The sequence below is a fragment of the uncultured Chloroflexus sp. genome, from assembly GCF_937129525.1.
GTDB lineage: Bacteria > Chloroflexota > Chloroflexia > Chloroflexales > Chloroflexaceae > Chloroflexus.
This window is the reverse complement of the sequence record NZ_CAKZNK010000074.1, coordinates 13,669-34,804: the sequence shown is the minus strand read 5'-3', so window position 1 is coordinate 34,804 and position 21,136 is coordinate 13,669. Positions and strand designations below refer to the sequence as shown.

Below are 21,136 nucleotides of genomic sequence, written 5' to 3'. Positions count from 1 at the left end.
CGCCGGTCTGCGAGATCGGCGCGCCATTCCCTTCAGGCCGGCATACGCTAGCTTATCGTCGCGACCGTTGCTTCGATGGCTTCGGCCATTATCTGTACGATTTGATCGATCTGTTCACAGGTTGTCACCAGTGGCGGCGCCAGACAGATTGTATCGCCAACAACGCGCGTAAACAGACCGCGCGCCGTCATCTCTTTCTGGACACGCGCGCCGACATTGGCGCTGGCCGGGAAGGGTTCTTTAGTTGCGGTATCGGCAACCAGCTCGACCCCAGCCATCATCCCTTTACCGCGCGCGTTGCCAACGTGAGGCAAGGCGTACAACTCCTGCAATCGACGCTGCATATAGTCACCAACTTCGGCAGCGCGCTGCACCAGACCCTCTCGCTCGATGATCGCGATATTGGCCAGCGCAACAGCGCAGGCAGTCGGATGTCCGGAATAGGTAAAGGCGTGCATCCAGCGCTTGTCGGGCGGAACCGACTCAATAGCTTCATAGATGCGATCACTAACGCCGATACCGCCGAGCGGAATGTAGCCAGAGGTGATCCCTTTTGCGAACTGAACAATATCAGGTTCGATCCCGTAGTGTTCCAACCCGAACCAGCGACCGGTGCGACCAAAACCGGTAATAACCTCGTCGCTGATCAAAAGGACATCGTATTGATCACAGATTTCACGGATCCGCTGGAAATAGTCGTCTTGGGGTGGAATAACGCCACCGGCACCCTGAACCGGCTCGGCAATGAAGGCAGCCACTGTTTCAGGACCTTCGCGCAAAATAGCTTCTTCGAGCAGATTCGCGGCAGCCACGCCGTCGCTAAGATGAGGAGTCGGATTGACAAACCGATAGGGGTAGGGCGACTCAATGTGGATGAAACCGGGCACTCGCGGCTCAAACATGGGCCAGTATGCCGGCAAGCCGGTAGCGCTCATCGCGGCCATGGTTACCCCGTGATAACCCTTCATGCGCGAAATGAACTTCACCTTTTCCGGTTTACCAACGGCCTTCCAGTAGAAGCGCGCCGTCTTGAAAGAGCTTTCCGTGCTCTCGGCGCCACCCGACGTGAAGAAGAAATGGTTGATACTCGGGTAGAACAGCTCACTCAATTTCCGCGCCAGTTGGATGGCGGGTAGATTGGTCGAACCAACGTAAGATGAATAGTAGGCCAGTTGTTTCATCTGCGCACAGGCGGCTTCGGCCAATTCTTCGCGCCCGTGGCCAACATTGACATTCCATAGACCGCTCAGTCCATCGATATACTCGCGCCCCTCGGCGTCGATAACGATTGCGCCACGACCGGCGACCCAAATTTTTGGGTTTTGGTGGGCGGTAGGATGGGTGAGTGGATGGATGAGATAGTCGTGATCGGCCTGAATCTGTTCTTGCAGGTTGTACACGCGCGCCTCCTCATGGGGAATAACCGGTGTTGATGGTGTGGATTGTAGCGAAGAAACGCTAAGACGGCAAGCGCGCGACCAATTAGCATTACAATACAGGAATACGAAACAGGATGGGAGGCGATACTATGCGCTGGAGCGACCTGATTGATCGAATTCGGCAGGCGTTGGACGAACCACCACCATCGCTTGATGAGATATTGATTTTGCGCCGCCTCGACGGCACGCCGTTGCGGCCATTTACGCCACCGCCGGGCGTGCAGCCACGCCAGTCGGCGGCGCTTCTGCTGCTCTTCCCGCGCCACAATGAATGGTATTTCCCGTTGACCGTGCGTTCAAGTCGAGTCACTACCCATCGCGGCGAAGTCTCGCTGCCGGGTGGCGGGATCGATCCGATCGACAATGGCGCAACAGGAGCAGCATTGCGCGAAGCACACGAAGAGATCGGCATCGATCCGGGCAAGGTTGAGGTGCTGGGCGCACTGACAACCTTTTACATTCCACCGAGCAACAACTATCTGACGCCCGTCGTGGGTGTCTATCCAGAACCATTTGAACCGCAGCACGATCCCGAAGAGGTCGATGCCGTGTTCACCGTGCCGCTGGCGATGCTATTCGATCCCGCTATCAGGCGGGAAGAGATCTGGGAGCGGAACGGAATGCAGATGCGAGTGCCATTTTTTGCCCTCAATGGCTACAAGGTATGGGGAGCGACGGCGCTGCTCTTAAGCGAGTTTGTCGCCCGACTACGACGGGTGGGATGGAACGGGCGAGGTTTGACAACTTGATGCGTGAGGCGAGACGGGTGCTCCCCATCTCGCCCCTGCATGCGTTTAGCGCAGATTGTTTGGCCGCTCACCCAGTGTCACCGTTACCTTCTGCTCTTGACCGTTGCGGAGAATTGTCAGCTCGACGGTATCGCCGGGCCGGTACTGCAAGAGCAACTGACGCAGCGAGGTATTGGCGTCGAGCCGCTGGTCATTGACAGCCGTGATGATATCACCTTCACGCAGGCCAGCCTGGGCAGCGGCAGTATTGGGCAACACGGCGGACTGTCCGCTGATACCGGAGCTAATGAATGCGCCGTTTTGCACCGGCAGATTGTATTGCGCCGCCACTTCACCATCGATCATCAGGTAGGTAATGCCGAGGAAGGGATAGCGTACCTGACCGGTGCGAATGATCTGATCGGCGACGTTGGCAAAGATGCTGCTTGGGACGGCAAATCCCAGTCCTTCCACGGGCGCGCTAGTGCCAAAGCCGAGGTCGTTGCGCACGACCATTGTGTTGATGCCAACTACTTCGCCTTTCAGGTTGATCAAGGGCCCACCGCTATTGCCACTGTTGATCGCGGCATCGGTCTGAATAAGTCCTTCCATGCCGCTACCCGGCACTGAACGGTTGAGGGCGCTGACCACACCGGCAGTCACCGTGTTGCGGAAGTTCCCCAGTGGGCTACCGATAGCCAGCACCGTCTCGCCGGGCTGCAACGCTGCCGAATCGCCGATTGCGGCCACGCCGGGCACTTCACCATCAACCTTCAACACGGCGATGTCATTGAGCGAGTCGGTGCCCACCAGTTGCGCTTCACGGCGCGATCCGTCGGCAAAGAGGATGTAATAGCGGCGACCGTTCTCGACCACATGGTTGTTGGTGATAATGTAGCCTTGATCATTAATGATCACCCCGCTACCGCTACCACGACCGGTACTGGATTCAACCGTTACCGTTACTACTGCCGGCGCAACCCGCTTGACTGCTGCAACCATTGCATCAGAGAGGCTGACAATCACTGTTTCAGACAGCGATTGCGCCGGTTCGGATGTTGAGACCGGAGCATTCACGACGACAGGTTGAGCGTCCACTGCTGACACAGTTGCCGAAAGCTGGGTCACGGCTTGACGCGAGATGAGATACCCGGCCAGACCACCGGCGGCGCCACCGCCAGCGACACCGATAACAATACCGAGTAAGAAGACGAAGATTAAAGCGAGACGGTTGACGCTCATTGCGAAACCTCCTGTAGTTTGTTTCACTGAGGCCATGATGGTAGGCAGATTTTAATGTTTGGTTAGAGGTGTGTAAGAAGTTGATGAGATTCTCGCGCGTTCCCTACTCTGCGCAGGATGGTGGAAAGGTGAGGAGACAATCCCGCAGTGATGACCCAACACACCCACATGCCGCATATCATTGCGCCAGATACGGTAGAGCGCAGCGCTGCTGCACCCTGCGCTTGCGTGGACACTTCCCATTCTGCATTCACGGCAAGCAGATGCTTGCTGCTCTGTTTAGCGTTCGCTCGCGCTCTTGAGACAGCGAGCGCACTTCATGCGCTCGCATCCTTGCAATAACCGAGGAGAAGATACCGGAGTGTGACGCGAGCGAGGAACTCCTTTCCCCGCAGCAGAGGAGATTGATCGCACCCCTATCCTCGCTACGGTGAGCAAACGGGGCGACGCGACACGTCACCCCGTGGATGAAAGGAAGGCTGGCAAATCCAGCGAGTTGAGTTGCAAATTGTCAGATGTCTTTCAATGGGACAGATTAAGCAAATCGCGCAATGCCGGCTCGAGCTGAGGGAACTGAAACTGGTAACCGAGCGCAAGCGCTTTGCGCGGGATAGCATTCTGACCATACACAACCAGATCGGCCATTTCACCGAGCGCGATGCGCAGGCTGAATTCGGGCACCGGTAACCAGGACGGCGAGCCAAGTACCTTGCCGAGAATGGCGGCAAAATCACGGTTGGCGAGCGCGCCAGGCGCAACAGCGTTGAGCGGCCCGCGCACATCCTCGCGTTCGAGCGCAAAGCGAATGAGGCCGATCTCATCAGCCGGATGAATCCAGGGATAGACCTGAGTTCCCGGCAGAATAGGGCCGCCAGTCATCAGTTTGAACGGTAACATGATTTGGGGCAACGCGCCTGAGTCGGGATCGAGCACCAGACCAGTGCGCAACCTGACCACGCGGACGCCGAGCTGCTCAGCCTTCGCCGCTTCGGCTTCCCAGGCTACGCAGACCTGAGCGAGAAAATCGCGTCCGGGAGGAGCATCTTCATCCAGTGGAGTGTTGTCGCGATAGAAGCCATAGTAGCCAACTGCCGAGGCACAGACGAAGACGGCAGGACGTTGCTGCGCGGTCGCCATGGCATTGACGATGCCACGAGTACCGATCACGCGGCTATCACGGATCTCGGCTTTGTATTCCGGAGTCCAGCGTTTGCCCAGCAAGCCACCAGAAATCGGCGCGCCAGCCAGATGGATCACACCCCATGCGCCGTCAATAGCTGCGGCCCAGGGCCCTTGTTCGGCGGGTTGCCAGGCCACGTAATCGACTGCGCCGGGTAGCGCGGCGCGCGCTCGCGCCGGGTCACGACTAAAAATCACCAGCTCGTAATCGTTGCGGAGTTCGGCCACCAGCTTGCGACCAATCAGGCCGGTCGCGCCGGTAATGATGATGCGTTTTTTACTCATAATAGCATCGTACCCAGGTTTCATAGCGCTGTCAATGATACAATTGAGGCACGGAACCGTTCAGGTTTAGAATGCGCTATACCTATTTTATGATGAAAAAGCCGCAGGAATAGTTCGTTTTTGAGCATGTACCACTGATATATCACACTGCGAGAAATACAACATTACGCATGAGTCAAACGCAACGCATCAACCAGGGCTTCTGGGCAACGCTGGCAGAGCATACCGCCACATCGCCACCGCAGCGCCGTCCGCTCTTCCAGAATCTACAACGCCGACTCGCTACACATCCCGACAGTGAAAGTGGCGTATGGAGCAATTTGCGCCGACGCGCCGATACGGCTCAATACTGCCCCCAGCGCATTGAAGGGGTGATTGAAGAGACGCTCAATGAAGGCGGCCAGCAGGTGACGGTGTTGCGCAGCCCTAAAGGCCACTATTTGCGGCTGAGCGCTGCCGAGCGTGAAATCTGGCAGGCGATGGACGGAAGTCGCACTATCGCGCAACTGGCGACGATCGGTTTCCTGCGGTTTAAGCAATTGTTGCCAGTAGCCGGGCTGATTGAAACCCTGCGCGCGCAGGGATTTCTGACCGATAATCCGGTTGGCATTTACCGACACCTGCGCACACAGCTTGAGCAGCGCACTGCCGAAGGATTGGGCCAGCGTATGTTGCGCCTCACTCACGGTCGCGCGCTGGCGTTTACCGGCGCTGACGCGATATTTGAACAGTTATATCGTTGGGGCGGACGCTGGCTCTTCAACCGATTCTTTGCTGCACTATTCGTTATCATCACGATTATCGGGGGCATCTGTTACTTCTTGCCCGGTGTCAGCGGCGATGATTTGATCAGCGGCGATCGGATAGCATTTGACATGCTGATGCTCGGTATCGCGCTGTTCATCACTCTGACGTTGCACGAAACTGCTCACGGGCTGGCGGTCAAGCATTACGGTCGGCAGGTTTCACGGGCAGGGATCATGCTCTATTTCGGCATGCCGGCAGCGTTCGTCGATACGAGCGATATCTGGCTGGCGCCACGCCATGCCCGCATTCTGGTCTCGCTGGCCGGCCCCCTCTGCGACCTGCTGGTCGGTTCGCTGGCATCAATTATTGCGTGGATGGCTCCAGAGACGGTTAGCGGCCTTTGGATGCGCCGTATCGCGACCGCTTCCTATCTTACCGCCCTGTTCAACTTCAACCCGCTGCTCGAACTCGATGGCTATTTCATTCTGGTTGACGCTTTACGGCTGCCGAATCTGCGCAACCGGGCGCTGACTTTTATCAGTGGGCCATTCTGGCAGAAACTGCGCGCTCGCGCCGATTTCAACCGTGACGAGCGTATTTTTGCCGGCTATGGTCTGTTGAGCGCAGCCTATACCGGCGTGGCGATGGTGATGGCATTCCTCTTCTGGCAGCGCCAGTTTGCGGGCATGGTGAGCGAACTCTGGTCAGGGGGCTGGATTGGTCGTCTCCTGGCAATCGCATTCTTTGTGCTGGTCATTGCCCCACTGGTCATTGGTCTCGCTCTAGCCGGCTGGGGCCTCTTCAAAGCGGCGGCGGTCTGGCTAGCGCGGCGCGGGTATACGCGCAACCCCTTGCTGGTGGCAGGCGCTTTTGGATTACTGGCCGTAACCATCAGCCTTCTCCCACTTCAGTATGGTTCCGGAATTGAGACGGCTACATTACTCACCGCACTCTGGGTAACGGCAGTAGTCGCTCAAGTGCGTTTGCAACAAGACTACGAAGGGGCATGGATCGGACGCGCTCTGGCCGGATTTCTGCTGATCAGCGTGATTGAGATGATCGCGCAGGCAGGTTATCTCGTTGCGCCTGACGGGGCACGATTTTGGTCAGGAATGGAGATTGTCGGCTACGCCCTGCTGCTTATGGCCGGCTTCGTCGCGCTACTAGACGTGGATCTCCATCAGCAGCGGAATGGCGAACTGATTGCCAGCGCATTGTTGCTGACCTTAGCCTTCCCGGCTGGCGCTATCGCCGCTGAACTGATCCGCATTGCCCATCCTGAATACAGCCCGCTGTGGGCACTCATTGCCGCCGTCCCGATCTACAGTGGCGTGATCGGACAAGCATTGCTATTGCCGCTATTGATCAGTCTACGCGATGCGCGCCTGTTTTGGAGCTGGTTACTGCTCTGGCTGGGGATTTCGGTCCAGATTGGTAGCTACCTGCTCGAACTGTTACCCACCTGGCGCAATACACCGCCGACGCTGGCGCTACTAGTACTGGCCGCCGGCCTGTGGGCAGCAGCCTGGGTAACGCATCTGATCACCTTGCGGAGCATCAGCCTGGTCGGCTTGAGCTGGCCGTTGCAACCGGCGCTCGGCGAAACTGCGCGCTTACAAGATGGCTTTCGGCACATGTACATCGGCCTGTACCGTTTGCTACGGGCCAACTACGGAACGCAGCGCACCGGCGCTCTCGATAACCGGATGGATGTGCTGGCGGCAACGGCTAACTGGGAAATCACGTTCGATCGCGATCAGGTGCGGATCAGTCCAGCAGTGTTGACGCTACCACTGGACGCCCAGGCAGCGCGCTATGCTGAAATCTTGCGCTACACCGTGATAACGCTAGAGCAACTTGCCGGTCGCACCTTTGCCCGGCGCGCATTACTGGCAGCATATGATGCGCTGCCGTGGCCTGAACGCGAGGCGCTTGATCGGCACTGTCTGGCACAGATGCCGTGGTCGGGCGACATTTCGCGCTCATTTGGCGATACCCGTGAAGCGCGCCTGCGGCTGCTGCGCCAGATTGAATTGTTTGCCACCTGCGATGACCGAGAGCTTAACGAGCTGGCAGTCGCCTTCGTACCGCAACGGGTTGCTGCCGGTGAAGTCATTCTGCCAGCCGGCGAACCACCAAAAGGGATTTGGGTGATTGAGGCAGGAGAGATCCTGGAACGAAACGGCGACGAGGTGCGAGAATTGCACCGCGGTGACTTTTTCGGTGAGCTGCAAGGACAAGAGGTTACCGACAGCGAATATCGCGCCAGTATTGAGAGTGAATTGTTGTACTTGCCGCCGGGTGAACTGCAACGCATGCTGCGTGAAGCAGCGCCTCATACTGCCGAAGGGGCTGAGTTGCTAGCTCGGATGCGGTTGTTGGAACGAGTGCCGCTGCTGGCAGATTTACCGCGCGTTCACCTGCGTGAGCTGGTTCGTGTCAGCGAACGGATCACGGTTGCCGCACGCAAAGTCGTGATCCGGCAAGGCTTTCCCGGCGGTAAACTCTACGTCATTGCGAGCGGTCAAGCCGCTGTGCTGCGACAAGACGAAGGTGAGCGCGGCCCAAGCGGACCGGCGCGACTGGTCGCGCGACTGGGTCCTGCCGAATTTTTTGGTGAGATGGAGTTGTTGCGCGGAACATTGCCGGTAGCCAGCGTTGTTGCAGTAACGCCGCTAGAACTGATTGCCATTCCACACCAGGCACTCAAGCAATTGCTCTTAGGTGGCGGTCGACTAACCGATCGGCTGGAACAGATCAGCAGTGGTCGGTGGCTCGAATTGCGCGCGCAGGGTTGAGTTCTGCGCCAGGCACCGGGAAACGGATTGACACACGACTGATCATCCGGTATACTGCTCCGCAAACGATTGCGCAAACGATTGCGAAGCTGCTATGACAACAATCCGCGAAGTAGCGTTGCGGGCCGGTGTGTCTCCTTCCACGGTATCGCACATCATCAACAACACCCGCTTCGTCGCGCCAGAAACGCGCGAGCGTGTCCTGGCGGCCATGGCCGAACTTAACTACCGGCCCAATGTGCTGGCCCGTTCACTTCGGCGCGGCGAGACACGAACGTTAGGACTGATCTTGCCTGACAGTGCCAACCCCTTCTTCGCCGAAATCGCCCGCGCCATCGAGGATGCCGCCTTTCGGGCCGGTTACAACGTCATTCTCGGCAACACCGAAAACGATCTCGACCGTGAACAGGTCTACATTGATGTCTTCGTCCAGAAGCAGGTTGATGGACTAATCTTCGTTGCTACCGGCGATCAAAGTCCTTCGCTCGCGGCATTGCTGCGCCTCGACCTGCCGGTAGTTGTGGTTGACCGGCGACTCCCCGGCCTCACGGTCGATACCGTCCTGGCCGACAATCTTCAGGGAGGTTTACTGGCGACTCGTTACCTGATCGAGCGGGGTCATCGTCGGATCGGTTGTATTACCGGTCCCTCCTATCTGACCCCCAGCGCTGAACGAGTGGTGGGATACCGGCAGGCGTTAATTGAAGCCGGGATACCGATTGACGAAACGCTGATCCGACGCGGCGATTTCCATCCACGCTCCGGCTATGAACAGACCTGGCATCTTCTGCGCCTCGATCCGCCACCCACAGCGCTGTTTGTGTGCAACGACATGATGGCGTTGGGCGCATTGCGCGCTCTGGCCGAAGCGGGCCGGCAGGTACCGACCGATTGCGCGGTGATCGGATTTGACGACATCGAACTAGCCTCATATGTCAACCCGCCACTCACCACGATTCGCCAGGACAAAGAGGCTTTGGCTGACAGGGCAGTGCAATTTTTGCTGGAACGGATCGCCAATCCCAACCTGCCGGCGCGCGCGCATCTCGTGCCGACCACGTTAGTTGAACGTTTATCAGGGGGAACAACCTTATGACGCCAACGATTATTGTCGTCGGCAGCCTGAACATGGATCTGGTAGTGCGCGCGCCGCGTCATCCCCAGCCAGGAGAGACGCTGATCGGCAGTGACTTTCAGACCTTCCCAGGCGGCAAAGGAGCAAATCAGGCGGTAGCCGCTGCTCGTCTCGGCGCGCGCGTTTGCATGATTGGGCGCGTGGGGGTTGACACCTTTGGTGATGTGCTGCTGGCCGCTGCACAGCAAGACGGCGTTGACACGACCTTTGTCCAACGCGATCCCACGGCTGCCACCGGTGTCGCGTTAATCACGCTTGATGCCCAGGGGCAGAACACGATTGTGGTTGCGCCTGGAGCCAATATGCAGGTGAGCGAAGAGGATGTTACGCAGGCCGCAGCAGTATTTGTCGGAGCTGACGCGCTCTTGATGCCGCTGGAATGCCCCCTTGGCGCAGTTATGGCCGCTACCCGGCTGGCCCGCGCTCACGGAGTGCGCGTGATACTCAACCCGGCGCCAGCGCGCCCGTTGCCAGATGAGCTACTGGCGCAGATTGACTATCTCTTACCCAACCAACCAGAATTGCAGACCCTGGCCGATGGCGAAAGCGAGCTAACGGCGGCGATTACCCGCCTGCAACGGCGGGGCGCGCGGAACATCGTGGTGACCCTGGGTGAACAGGGGGCGATGCTGGTCAGGGATGGACAGACAATTCATGTGCCCTCATTCCGGGTACCGGTCGTCGATACGGTAGCGGCAGGCGATGCTTTTGCGGCGGCGTTCTGTGTTGCGCTAGCCGAGGGCAAAGATCCGCCGGAGGCAGTGCGCTGGGGGAATGCCGCCGGCGCGCTGGCAGTGACGCGCGCCGGCGCTCAGCCATCATTGCCGGGACGGTCGGAGATAGCGCGATTGCTGGAGGTTCAGACAGTATGAAGAAGAGTTTGTTGCTGAATGCTGCCCTTTCGGAGGTGATAATACACCACGTGGCATGAATTGCTCACCGGCGGCATCAACCTGAGCAGGAGAAACCAGACCTGAGCATCTGATGACACACCATCATCCCTTGCGGGCGCTATTCCGTGGAACCTGGCAGCAAAAAGATCTGAATTTCGCCGTTCCGCGCGCCGCGCGCCGTGATCCGGTAGCGGATTTGACCTTGATCGTCACTGCGCAGCGGGCCGCTGCGTGTGACCTGCGCGCCGGGTCGCCCGGCCAGGACGAACGAGACCGAGCCATCTGGCTGCAACAGATCGATCTGTACGTCGCCGGTTTCGACCGCGACGATCACGATGGCTTGCACTTCGGTGTTGGCAGGAAGGGCCGGCACCCGGTATTCGTCACTGCCTTCGGCGCTGACAAACGTGGTCAGAATGTTGGCTGCGCTGCCCTGCACCGAGATGGTCGTTTGTTCGCCGCTGATAAGCAGACAACCGGCGAGCAGCATTGCGCCGACAATCAGGGAAAGGCCGATCACTGCTCGCCGGAGGATGGTCGTTAGCCCTCGTTCAACCATACGACTCGGGACGGTAATCAACCGTGTAGGTTGCTTCTTCGGGCACCAGCTCGATCCGCAGCGGATTGCGCCCGACAATTCGGATGCTGGCGCCACAATTGCGATTGGCGCAGACGACCTGTCCACCAACGGGAACGTAGGGGAAGATCGCCAGTTTCTGTTTGCAGGATGGGCACTTAACGATTTCAACTGACATAGCAACACTCAATCAGTGCTCTACACAGATTGTGCAGGCATATCAGCGCACAAGAACCTTGAACGATTGCGCTACGATAGCGTAGGACAGGGCTATCGTAGCGCGTATGGATGCTCATTTGACTGTCTTCGGTTCGGCAAACAGCGCGTCAACAAAGGTTTGGGCATCGAACATAGCGAGATCATCGAGCTTCTCACCGGTACCGATATAGCGGATCGGACGTTCGATGTCCTGGGCGATAGCGAAGGCGATGCCGCCTTTGGCAGTGCCATCCATCTTGGTGACCGCCACGTCAGTCACGCCGGCAGCTTTGAGAAAGGCTTTCGCCTGTAAGACTCCGTTCTGGCCGGTGGTGGCGTCGATGACCAGAATCGTCTCGTGAGGAGCGCCGGGTAACTTGCGGGCGATGATGTTGCGAATCTTCTCTAGCTCTTGCATGAGGTTGTACTTGGCATGCAGACGCCCAGCCGTATCCACAATCAGGATGTCAACATCCTGTTCCAGGGCGGCATCAATCGCTTTGTAAACCACCGCAGCCGCATCAGCGCCCTGTCCCAGGCTGACGCACGGCACGCCGGCCCGCTCGGCCCACGTCTCAAGCTGTTCGGTTGCTGCGGCGCGGAAGGTATCGCCAGCGGCCAGCAACACCTTTTTGCCGAAGCGGTTCTTGTAGCGGTGAGCAAGCTTGGCGATGAGTGTCGTCTTGCCGGCACCGTTAACGCCTACAACCAGGATTACATACGGTTTGGCTTCGGGGCGCTTCTGACCGGCATACTCGGCGAAGGTGCGCACCATTTCGGCTTTGAGCATCTCGCGGGCTTCGCGAGCCTTCTTGACGCCATGACGATTAACCCGGTCAATTGTCCGGTTGACCAGATACTGGGTCGTTTCCAGGCCAACATCGGCCTGGATAAGCGCTTCTTCTAATTCATCCCAGAGCTGATCGGTGATCGGATCATCGCTGGCGAAGAGTTTGGCGATACGCCCGAAGATGCCCTGCCGCGATTTTTCCAGCGAAGCATTTACCTGTTCTTCTTCGCGGACAGCCTCTTCTTCGCTGCGAGGCGCGTCTTGCGCGCGTCCAAAGAGACGGCGAAACATATCTATTCCTCACGTGTTGTCGTAAACGCCGGGGCGCCGAGACCCGGTCGGCACGATGAAGGCAGCGACACGAGGTCAGATCGGGATCATCGCGCCACGCCGGTCGGCCCCGATGCGAATCTGCTCATTCGCACACTGCGTTACCAGCGCGGGCCGCCTTGCGCCTCAGCGGATTGCCAGAGTCATTTTCTTCTCAGTCTGATTATAGCTGATCACGTCGGCTTTTGTCGCAGCATATGCCGCCGCGGCATGCCACCACACCGCGACCGTGGCCGGACTTGATCCGTACCAGAGCCGATCGGGACGAGGGTCGTGGCGCAATCCAGGAATGACGATTTGGAGTGAACCGGGCAACAGCCCGTAGTCAAGTGGCACAACGCCATCACCCCATTGCGCGCCTTCACCACTGATCAGACGATAGCTCTGATGCGCGCCGCGTTCAGGCGGGGGACCATCGGGATCGCCAAAGATGCTCCGCCCGATGACACTGACATAGCTCACCTCAGACCAGTACGCGCCTGGATAGCGTTGGTCAGCCCAGCGAATCTGGTTGAGACCGCCGATTCGACCTTCGCGTTCCGCCCGTTGGGGGGTTCCCAGCATCACGAGCATGTCAATGCGCTGATAGCCATAATATGCCTGGCCGTTGTAAGGCTGGTCGCCGAGAAAGATGCGGGCCAGTACGCCGCCAGCGCTGTGAGCAACGAGGGTCAAGCGGGAACTGCCGGTTTGGGCCAGCAGCTCGTTTACCGTCCGGTCAAGTTTGCGCAGGAGTCCGGCATAACTATCGGTGATCGTCACCCATGCCCAATCGACCAGCGTGATCGGCGCGATGAAGACCTGCCTGCCGCTAACCTCAGCGAGATATGCGCGGAGTGGACGATAGAGTTTTGGTTCGCTAGCGAAACCACCAACGATTAAAATGGGCGTTTGATTCATCATAACGTAGTATACTATGTACAGGTATTGCACAACTATTGTACCAGCATCCTGACAAGAGTGCAGGGAACAATCACGCCAATTGCACGATAGGACCTGCAACAGCGAGAGGGCATCCATGGAATTGATCATCAACGGTCAGCGTTTCACAGTGGCCGCTGAACCGGCGCGACCACTCCTGTACGTATTGCGCGATGAATTGGGTTTGACAGGAACCAAGTTTGGTTGTGGCGCGGGGATTTGTGGCGCGTGTACGGTGCATGTGAATGGGGTAGCAACCCGCAGTTGCCAGACGATGATCAGCACGCTGGCCGGCGCACAGATCACGACCATTGAGGGGCTGGCCAACGGTGAGCGGTTGCATCCGGTGCAGCAGGCATTTCTCGAGTTGCAGGTACCCCAATGTGGCTGGTGTATGAGCGGGCAAATGATGGCGGCGGCGGCCTTGCTGGCAGCGAATCCTTCGCCAACGCGCGATGACATGATTGCAGCGATGCGCTACAACTACTGCCGCTGTGGAACATACGCCCGCATCGGGCGAGCGGTGATGCGCGCCGCCGAGCTGATGAAGGAGGGCCGGCAATGAGCGAATCAGCGCGGCCACCGCGCTGGCGAATGACCAGACGCGGCTTTCTGATCGGTTTGGGGTTGGCCGGCGGCGGATTGGCACTTGGCGCGTTGTTTGGCCTTCCGGCAGCGCGGCTGGCGTTATCCGATCTGCTAGGTGATGGGTTTGGTCCACCGGCCACGTTGCCCAAAGAACCCAACCTCTGGTTTGCCATCCAGCCTGACGGGCAGGTCATGATGACGATGCCAAAGGTTGAGATGGGCCAGGGTGTACATACGGCGCTGGCTCAAATTGCGGCTGAAGAACTTGGAGTGAGCTGGGAACAGATCCAGATCGCGCAGGCGAGTTCGCTGGGGCCGGTGCGCGATGGCGCTGGAACCAGCGCATCATATTCGGTGATGGGATTGTTCCCGCTGCTGCGCGAGACGGCGGCAACATTGCGCGAAATGCTACGCGCCGCCGGCGCCGAACAGCTCGGCATTGAGATAGCCCAGGCGCAGGTGAGCGATGGCGCTGTGATTGATAGCGCCGATCCGACCCGCCGGATCGGGTTTGGCACGCTGGTCAGCCTGCCGCGCGACTGGCAGCCTCCGGCAGAGGCAGCGCCACTCACGCCGCCGGAACGCTGGCGGATTATCGGTCAACCGACGCCCCGTCTTGACCTTCCGGCCAAGATTCGCGGACTGGCAACGTATGGCTACGATGCGCGTGTAGAGGGAATGTTGTACGGCGCAGTTGCCCGACCACCGCGGCTCGGCGCCCGACTGCGACGCGCCGCTCCGGGCACGGCCCGGGAGCGGCCTGGTGTGGTTGAAGTGGTGATTCGCGATGGCTTTGCCGGTGTTGTCGCCGAGTCGCGGTTGACCGCTTATGCGGCCTTGAATGACCTCGAACTGGAGTGGGAACTGCCACCACCCTTTTCTCAGCAAGATATTGACGAACGTCTGGCAGCGCAAGCAAACGCAGGGACACCGATCCAGAAGCGCGGTGACGCGACGAGAGCATTGCAAGGCGCGCGCGTGATCGAGGCAACTTATCGCACACCACTGGCAGCGCATGCTAATCTTGAACCGCAGGCGGCGCTGGTCGATGTGCAGACCGAACGAGTGCGGGCCTGGGTGAGCACCCAGTCACCGATTCAGGTGGCAAATACGCTGGCCAGTCTGCTTGGGCGCAAACCAGAGACGGTTGAAGTCATACCAACCTACCTTGGTGGTGGATTTGGCCGCAAAATCACCACAGTGGTAGCCAGCGAAGCAGCGTTGCTCTCGGCAGCGGTTGGCCGACCGGTGCATGTGGGCTGGACGCGCACTGAAGAGTTCCGCCACAGCTATCTGCGTCCACCGACCTACGCCACCTTCCGGGCTGCGCTCGATGCAACCGGCACTATCGTCGCGCTCGAACAACGACACGTCAGCGGAAACGTTCTCTTTGAGCTAATTCCGGCACCGCTACGCTGGCTATTCGGCAGCGATTTTGGAGCCTGGCGCGGCGCGCGTCTGGTGTATGCCATTCCAGACCTGCTGGTCACCTCACACATCGTTGATCTGCCGGTGCCAACCGGCCCGTGGCGGGGGCTGGGCTTGCTGGCCAATACCTTTGCGGTTGAGAGCTTTATCGATGAACTGGCAGTGGCAGCGAAGATCGATCCGCTCGAGTTTCGATTACGCCATCTGCCCAATACTCCGGTCGGACGCCGTTTTCGGGCAACATTACTGGCCGTGGCCGAGATGTCCAACTGGAGCGAGACACCGCTACCTGGTCGCGCGCGCGGTATTGCGTGCAGCATCGATATGAACACGATTGCGGCCCATGTGGCCGAGGTTGGTTACGAAGGTGACCGCCTGCGCGTCTATCGCGTCTGGGCTGCGGTCGATCCCGGTATTGCGATCAATCCTGACGGCCTGATTGCGCAGACCGAAGGTGGCATTATGATGGGATTGAGCGCAACGCTGTTTGAGCGCATCACAATTCAGGATGGACAGATTGCAGCCGGCAATTTTGACCGCTATCCACTCCTGACCATTGCCGACGCGCCGGAAGTGCAGGTACAACTGCTGCGCAGCGGTGATCAACCCTTTGGTGGTGGTGAACCGCCGATGGGGCCAATTGCTGCGGCAGTTGCCAATGCGCTGTTTGCGCTCAGTGGTGAGCGACGACGTGAATTGCCACTGCTCGGGTAGACTGGTAGAGAACAGGGCAGGTTGCGCCTGCCCTGCGTTACCTGAGGCTGATATTTGTTGGTCACCAGACTTTGCGAGCCTGGTGGCCTCAATTGACATTGAAGATCCTCACCGAGACCACGTTGATGCTAATCAGCCGTCCCCTGACCGGCCACAACGGCCCGTCCTTCGGTAGCGCCGGCGATAGGCCGTTTGAGGACGTAGAGCATAGCCGCCGTCACTAGCGTACCGGCCAGAATTGCCACGATGTACATCGGCAGATTACCGACCGCGTTGGGGATGGGCAGAACGAAGATACCACCGTGCGGCACAGCCAGCGTCGCGCCAAAGAGCATCGAGAGAGCGCCGGCGACGGCTGAACCAACCATAATAGAGGGAATTACGCGGAACGGATCCTTCGCCGCGAAGGGAATCGCCCCCTCAGTGATAAACGAGATGCCGAGCACTGCTGCGGCCTTGCCTGCCTCGCGCTCCTCATCGTTGAAACGATCCTTAAACAGCAGCGTCGCCAGCGCCAAACCGAGTGGCGGAGTCATACCGGCTGCCATGACGGCTGCCATTGGGGTCGTCACCTGCGAAGCCAGCAGACCGGTAGCGAAGGTATACGCCGCTTTATTGACCGGGCCACCCATATCGAAGGCCATCATTGCGCCGAGAATGAGACCGAGCACCAGCGCGCTGCTCTGCTCCATGCTCTGAAGCCAGGCCGTCAAAGCATTCAGAGCGGTGCTCACCGGTTGTCCGATAACGTACACCATCAACAAACCGACAAACAGCGAGCTGAGCAAGGGCAGGATCAGCACCGGCTTCAGACCGGCCAGCGTCTTGGGCAGATTGAGATTGCGATTAAGCCACAGCGTGGCATAACCGGCGATAAACCCGGCCAGAATGCCACCCAGAAAGCCTGAACCGGTTGAGGAAGCCAGCATACCGCCAATCATACCGGGGGCCAGACCGGGTCTGTCGGCGATGGAGAACGCGATAAAGCCAGCCAGAATCGGCACCATCAGCGCGAAGGCCGATGGCCCGCCAATCTGGAACAAGGCCCAGCCGAGCGTGCCGCGGTTGGCGTCTTCGTAGACGTAGATACCGCCAAAAGCAAAAGCCAGCGCAATGAGCAGGCCACCGGCAACCACAAAGGGCAGCATATAGCTCACGCCGGTCATCAGATGCTTATATGGGCCGGCCACTCCAGCCGCGCGCGCGGCTTTGGCTGCTGCCACCTGATCAACCAGATCGGCGCTGCTAGACGCGGTTGCCGAAGCCGTCTTAGGCCGCGCCTGTTCCAGGGCCATTTTCACGACGGCTGCGCCATCGTGAATTGCCGCCTTCGTGCTCGTTTCATAAATCCGCTTGCCAACAAACCGACTCAAATCAACTTTAGTATCGGCAGCGATGATAACCACTTCAGCCGCGGCAATATCTGCTGCGGTCAAGGTGTTTTCCGCGCCGACCGACCCCTGGGTCTCGACCTTGATCGTGTGGCCGAGACTCTCCGCGCCGCGCTGCAAACCCTCGGCTGCCATAAAGGTGTGGGCAATACCGGTAGGGCACGACGTGATCGCAACAATGAGCGCCATAACAATCCTCCCTTTGCTCTCACAACCACTATTGATCAACGGGCGGCACCGCAGTAACCGCCGGATCAACCACTGAAACCGACACCCTGGCCGCCAGCGCGATCAATTCGGCGCGTGGCGGCAGATGCGCGCCGATGGCAGCCAGCGCCGCCAGCGAGAAGGCCGTTGCGCGGCGAGCAATCTCTTCGAGCGATAGCCCTTCAACCAAACCGGCAATAGCGCCGGCCACCATTGCATCGCCGGCGCCGACCGTACTCTTGACGGTGATCGGCGGCGGTACGGCATGGAGCAGATTCGCGCCATCACTAAAGATTGCGCCTTGCGCTCCCATTGAGACAATCGCCAGCGCTACCCCCATCTGATTGATCTGACGCGCGGCAGCGGCGACTGCCTCTATCCCCTCACCGGCAAGCAGATCGATTTGACGCAATTCATCAAGATTGGGCTTGACCAGTGAAGGTTGCGCAGCCAGCCCGGCAGCCAAGGCCGGCCCGCTGACATCGAGAGCGACAGCGCGATGGTACGCGCGCAACCGGGCGACCAGTTCAGGCACAAACTCAACTGGCACGCCGGGCGGCAACTTACCGGCCAGAACAAACCATTCGTGATCCACGGCCAGCTCATCGATCACGGTCAGCAAATCATCGAGTGCGCCAGGTGGCGGCGGCAAACCGGGGAGATTGATGTCAGTCGTTTGCTGATTAGCTTCATCGACAATCTTCACTCCAATCCGGGTTGCGCCCGGAACGCGCACGAAACGATCATTAATCCGCTTGGCGGCAAAATGACGCTCAAAGATGTGCGGATTCTCAGCGCCGAGCAGGCCGGTGGCTGTCACCGTCAGGCCGTAATCGGCCAGGAACGACGCCACATTTACCCCTTTACCGCCGGCGTCGCGTTGCATAGCGCGCGCCCGATTAACTGTATTCGGCTGAAAATGATCGACAAAGACGGTCTGGTCGATAGCCGGGTTAAGCGTAATCGTTGCAATCTTCATAACGCGCGCACCTCCGCTGCACTGCGACATGCCAGCGCCCGCCGCGCCAGATCGCGCATATCGGCAGCGCTCAAGCTGCGCAAATGCGCTTTGATGGTTGCCACGCTGGGAATACTGACACTCAGCTCATGCACGCCTAAACCAACCAGTATCGCCGCTCCGAGCGGATCACTGGCAATACCGCCACACACTCCCACCCAGAGACCAGCGCTGGTCGCGCCCTCGACCGCGCGGGCAATCGCGCGTAGCACTGCCGGATGCAGACTGTCAGCCTGGCGGGCCAGTTCGGGATGCAAACGATCCATTGCCAGCACATACTGGGTGAGATCATTAGTACCGATTGAGAAGAAATCGACCTCGGTTGCCAGCACATCGGCGATCAAGACTGCCGAAGGCACTTCAACCATAATCCCGATCTCAACCGGCGGCGCATTGAGTTCGGCCCGAATCCGCTCGGCGATGGCCCTGGCCTGTTGCACCTCTTCGAGCGTCGCCACCATCGGGAACATGATCTTGAGCGGCCCGTGCCTGGCGGCGCGGTAGATGGCGCGCAACTGTGGTTCAAAGAGATCGGGACGACGCAGACAGAGCCGCAAACCGCGAATACCCAGGAACGAATTGTCTTCGCGCGGGATATTGAGGTAAGGAACCTCTTTATCGCCGCCAATATCGAGCGTGCGGATGATCAACGGGCGACCAGCCATCGTCTCAACCATTGTCCGGTAGGCTTCGTACTGCTCTTCTTCATCAGGCGCGTGATCGCGTTCAATGAAGAGAAACTCCGTGCGCATCAGACCAACGCCATCGGCGCCATTCTCAATTGCGCGCGCAGCATCGGCCACCCGGTTGACATTGGCAGCCACCTCGATCTGTAGCCCGTCACGAGTGATCGCCGGTTGATGGCGGGTCGCAAATGCAACCGCTTGTTCCTGATCCAGACCGGCTTGCAGGGCGCGCGCTGTCTCAACATCAGCGGCTGAAGGGCGCAGGTAGAGCTTACCGCTAAAGCCGTCGAGAATGGCCGGTGTGCCATCTTCAATGTCAAGGACTCGATCACCAGCCGCGACTATCGCCGGTAAACCGAGGGAGCGGGCAATGATTGCCGTATGTGACGTAGGGCCGCCAAGCGCCGTGCATAAACCGAGGACACTATCGGGATCGAGCGTTGCTGTGTCAGAAGGAGTCAGATCGTCTGCCACCAGAATGGCAGGTTCAGCGAGACTGATAAAAGGCGCTTCACCCAACCCCAGCAAATGGCGCAACACCCGCTGACCGACATCACTCAGATCAACCGCTCGTCCGGCCAGTACCGGATCATCGAGCTTCTCAAGTTGGGCCACGCGAGCCGCAATCGTCTGCTGCCATGCCCAGGCGGCGCTGTGACCATCGAACATGCGGCTTACCGTTTCGCGCACCAGAGCAGGATCGGCCAGCAATTCAGCATGAGCGCGAAAGATCGCTGCGCGCGATGATCCCAACCGTCTAGACACCTCACCGGCTAGCAGTTCGAGTTCGCTTCGGGCAGACTCAAGCGCTTGCTCCAACGCCGCCACTTCGCTCATCCGATCGCCGGGAGTATCGGTAATAACGAGTGGCGCGCGCCGATAATGACGAATCGGCCCGATAGCCAGCCCCTCTGCAGCCGGAATCCCTGCGACAACAGCCGCCGCATGCTGCGGTGCCCAATCACGAAGGTTGAGTCGAGGGCGCGCAACCGCCTCGGTTGAAACCGGCTCTTCGCCCATTCCGGCTTCAACCAGTGCACTCAAAGCGGCCAGCGCAACATCGGCGTCAGGCCCCTGAGCCGAAATCGTCACCGTCGCGCCAGCACCCACACCCAACTGCAACAGGCTGAGCAAGCTCTTACCATCGGCCACCTGCTCGCCGTGACGCACCCGAATTGCGGACTGAAAGCGTTTAGCCGTCTCGACGAACGCAGTTGCGGGGCGAGCATGCAAACCGGTAGGATTGTGGATCGTTACCTGCACTCCATGCTCGTAGTCGCCAACCGAGGATGGTGACGCAACCGGACGCTCGCCGGTCAAAGCCTCAACCACATCGGCGGGATCGCGCGTCTGCCGCAGCTTCTCAACCAGCGCATGATCGCCGAGCACGCGGGTCAAGCGACGCAAAACCTCGATGTGTTCATCGGAGCGGGCAGCAATACCAACGATCAGGTGCGCGGTTTCGCCATCATTCCACGGGGCGCCAGCAGGAACCTGCAAGACGGCGATGCCGGTTTCGATAATCAGATCACGGTCTTCCGGTTTGCCGTGGGGGATTGCAATGCCATTGCCGAGGAAGGTATTCGCCAGCGCCTCGCGAGCCAGCATACTCTCGATGTAGGCGGGCTTGATATTGCCGGCCTGCACCAGTATCTGCCCAACCTGCCGGATCGCATCTTCCTTTGAGGTAGCGACAGCGCCAACGCGAACACTCGCAGCCGTCAACTGTAACATACAGCACTCCTCTGTGCGTGAGCCTGCATAGGCTGAAGCCAGGACCACGCCAACGGTGTGGTCATTCGACAACTTGCCGCAGCGAGCAATTGGCAGATTGGGCGAAGC

16 protein-coding genes are annotated in these 21,136 nt (G+C 59.1%); 6 read left to right on the top strand and 10 right to left on the bottom strand.

Features of this window, described 5'->3' with window-relative positions; all coding sequences use genetic code 11:
- Positions 1-47: 47 nt before the first annotated feature.
- Positions 48-1,400, bottom strand: a complete 1,353-nt coding sequence (locus Q0650_RS09125; RefSeq protein ID WP_298818145.1) for an aspartate aminotransferase family protein — start codon at positions 1,398-1,400, stop codon at positions 48-50.
- Between the two features lie 128 nt (positions 1,401-1,528).
- Here Q0650_RS09125 and Q0650_RS09120 point away from each other — a divergent pair, with 128 nt between their 5' ends.
- The gene (locus Q0650_RS09120; RefSeq protein WP_298818143.1) at positions 1,529-2,188 is read left to right on the top strand and encodes a CoA pyrophosphatase; all 660 of its coding nucleotides are present in this window, start codon (positions 1,529-1,531) and stop codon (positions 2,186-2,188) included.
- A gap of 45 nt (positions 2,189-2,233) precedes the next feature.
- Here Q0650_RS09120 and Q0650_RS09115 read toward each other — a convergent pair whose 3' ends face one another.
- Both Q0650_RS09115 and Q0650_RS09110 read right to left on the bottom strand, forming a co-directional pair.
- Positions 2,234-3,409 carry a S1C family serine protease gene (locus Q0650_RS09115; RefSeq protein ID WP_298818141.1) on the bottom strand — a complete coding sequence of 392 codons (1,176 nt, stop codon included), beginning with the start codon at positions 3,407-3,409 and terminating at the stop codon, positions 2,234-2,236.
- 522 nt (positions 3,410-3,931) lie between these two features.
- On the bottom strand, positions 3,932-4,873 hold the full coding sequence (locus Q0650_RS09110; RefSeq protein ID WP_298818139.1) for a TIGR01777 family oxidoreductase: 942 nt from the start codon (positions 4,871-4,873) through the stop codon (positions 3,932-3,934).
- Positions 4,874-5,043: 170 nt separating this feature from the next.
- On the opposite strand from Q0650_RS09110, the gene Q0650_RS09105 reads away from it, so the two are divergent.
- The 3 genes from Q0650_RS09105 to rbsK all read left to right on the top strand — a co-directional run bounded on the left by Q0650_RS09105 (position 5,044) and on the right by rbsK (position 10,425).
- Positions 5,044-8,418: a cyclic nucleotide-binding domain-containing protein gene (locus Q0650_RS09105; protein WP_298818137.1), complete on the top strand. Its 3,375-nt coding sequence runs from the start codon at positions 5,044-5,046 to the stop codon at positions 8,416-8,418.
- 94 nt (positions 8,419-8,512) lie between these two features.
- Entirely contained in the window at positions 8,513-9,514 is a 1,002-nt protein-coding gene (locus Q0650_RS09100; RefSeq protein WP_298818135.1) for a LacI family DNA-binding transcriptional regulator, read from the top strand.
- Positions 9,511-10,425 (top strand): ribokinase, encoded by a 915-nt coding sequence (gene rbsK / locus Q0650_RS09095; protein ID WP_298818133.1) that lies wholly within the window; start codon positions 9,511-9,513, stop codon positions 10,423-10,425. Before Q0650_RS09100 ends, rbsK begins: the two co-directional genes overlap by 4 nt.
- A 139-nt stretch (positions 10,426-10,564) precedes the next feature.
- On the opposite strand, the gene Q0650_RS09090 is transcribed toward rbsK, so the two are convergent.
- From Q0650_RS09090 to Q0650_RS09075, 4 genes are all read right to left on the bottom strand, one after another.
- Positions 10,565-11,005 (bottom strand): hypothetical protein, encoded by a 441-nt coding sequence (locus Q0650_RS09090; protein WP_298818131.1) that lies wholly within the window; start codon positions 11,003-11,005, stop codon positions 10,565-10,567.
- The gene (locus Q0650_RS09085) at positions 10,998-11,201 is read right to left on the bottom strand and encodes a hypothetical protein (RefSeq protein WP_298818129.1); all 204 of its coding nucleotides are present in this window, start codon (positions 11,199-11,201) and stop codon (positions 10,998-11,000) included. Before Q0650_RS09085 ends, Q0650_RS09090 begins: the two co-directional genes overlap by 8 nt.
- Positions 11,202-11,315: 114 nt before the next feature.
- Positions 11,316-12,302: a signal recognition particle-docking protein FtsY gene (ftsY, locus tag Q0650_RS09080; RefSeq protein ID WP_298818127.1), complete on the bottom strand. Its 987-nt coding sequence runs from the start codon at positions 12,300-12,302 to the stop codon at positions 11,316-11,318.
- Between the two features lie 165 nt (positions 12,303-12,467).
- Positions 12,468-13,244 (bottom strand): triacylglycerol lipase, encoded by a 777-nt coding sequence (locus Q0650_RS09075; protein ID WP_298818126.1) that lies wholly within the window; start codon positions 13,242-13,244, stop codon positions 12,468-12,470.
- A 115-nt stretch (positions 13,245-13,359) separates the two neighbouring features.
- On the opposite strand from Q0650_RS09075, the gene Q0650_RS09070 reads away from it, so the two are divergent.
- Positions 13,360-13,827: a (2Fe-2S)-binding protein gene (locus tag Q0650_RS09070; RefSeq protein WP_298818124.1), complete on the top strand. Its 468-nt coding sequence runs from the start codon at positions 13,360-13,362 to the stop codon at positions 13,825-13,827.
- Positions 13,824-15,992, top strand: coding sequence for a molybdopterin cofactor-binding domain-containing protein (locus Q0650_RS09065; protein ID WP_298818122.1), 2,169 nt, complete (start codon positions 13,824-13,826; stop codon positions 15,990-15,992). The genes Q0650_RS09070 and Q0650_RS09065 overlap by 4 nt, the downstream gene beginning before the upstream one ends.
- Before the next feature lie 128 nt (positions 15,993-16,120).
- On the opposite strand, the gene Q0650_RS09060 is transcribed toward Q0650_RS09065, so the two are convergent.
- The 3 genes from Q0650_RS09060 to ptsP are packed head-to-tail and all read right to left on the bottom strand — an operon-like array spanning position 16,121 to position 21,028.
- Positions 16,121-17,572, bottom strand: a complete 1,452-nt coding sequence (locus tag Q0650_RS09060; protein WP_298818119.1) for a PTS fructose transporter subunit IIC — start codon at positions 17,570-17,572, stop codon at positions 16,121-16,123.
- Positions 17,573-17,600: 28 nt separating this feature from the next.
- Positions 17,601-18,569, bottom strand: coding sequence for a 1-phosphofructokinase (pfkB, locus tag Q0650_RS09055; protein WP_298818117.1), 969 nt, complete (start codon positions 18,567-18,569; stop codon positions 17,601-17,603).
- Entirely contained in the window at positions 18,566-21,028 is a 2,463-nt protein-coding gene (gene ptsP, locus Q0650_RS09050) for a phosphoenolpyruvate--protein phosphotransferase (RefSeq protein WP_298818115.1), read from the bottom strand. Before ptsP ends, pfkB begins: the two co-directional genes overlap by 4 nt.
- Positions 21,029-21,136: the final 108 nt, after the last annotated feature.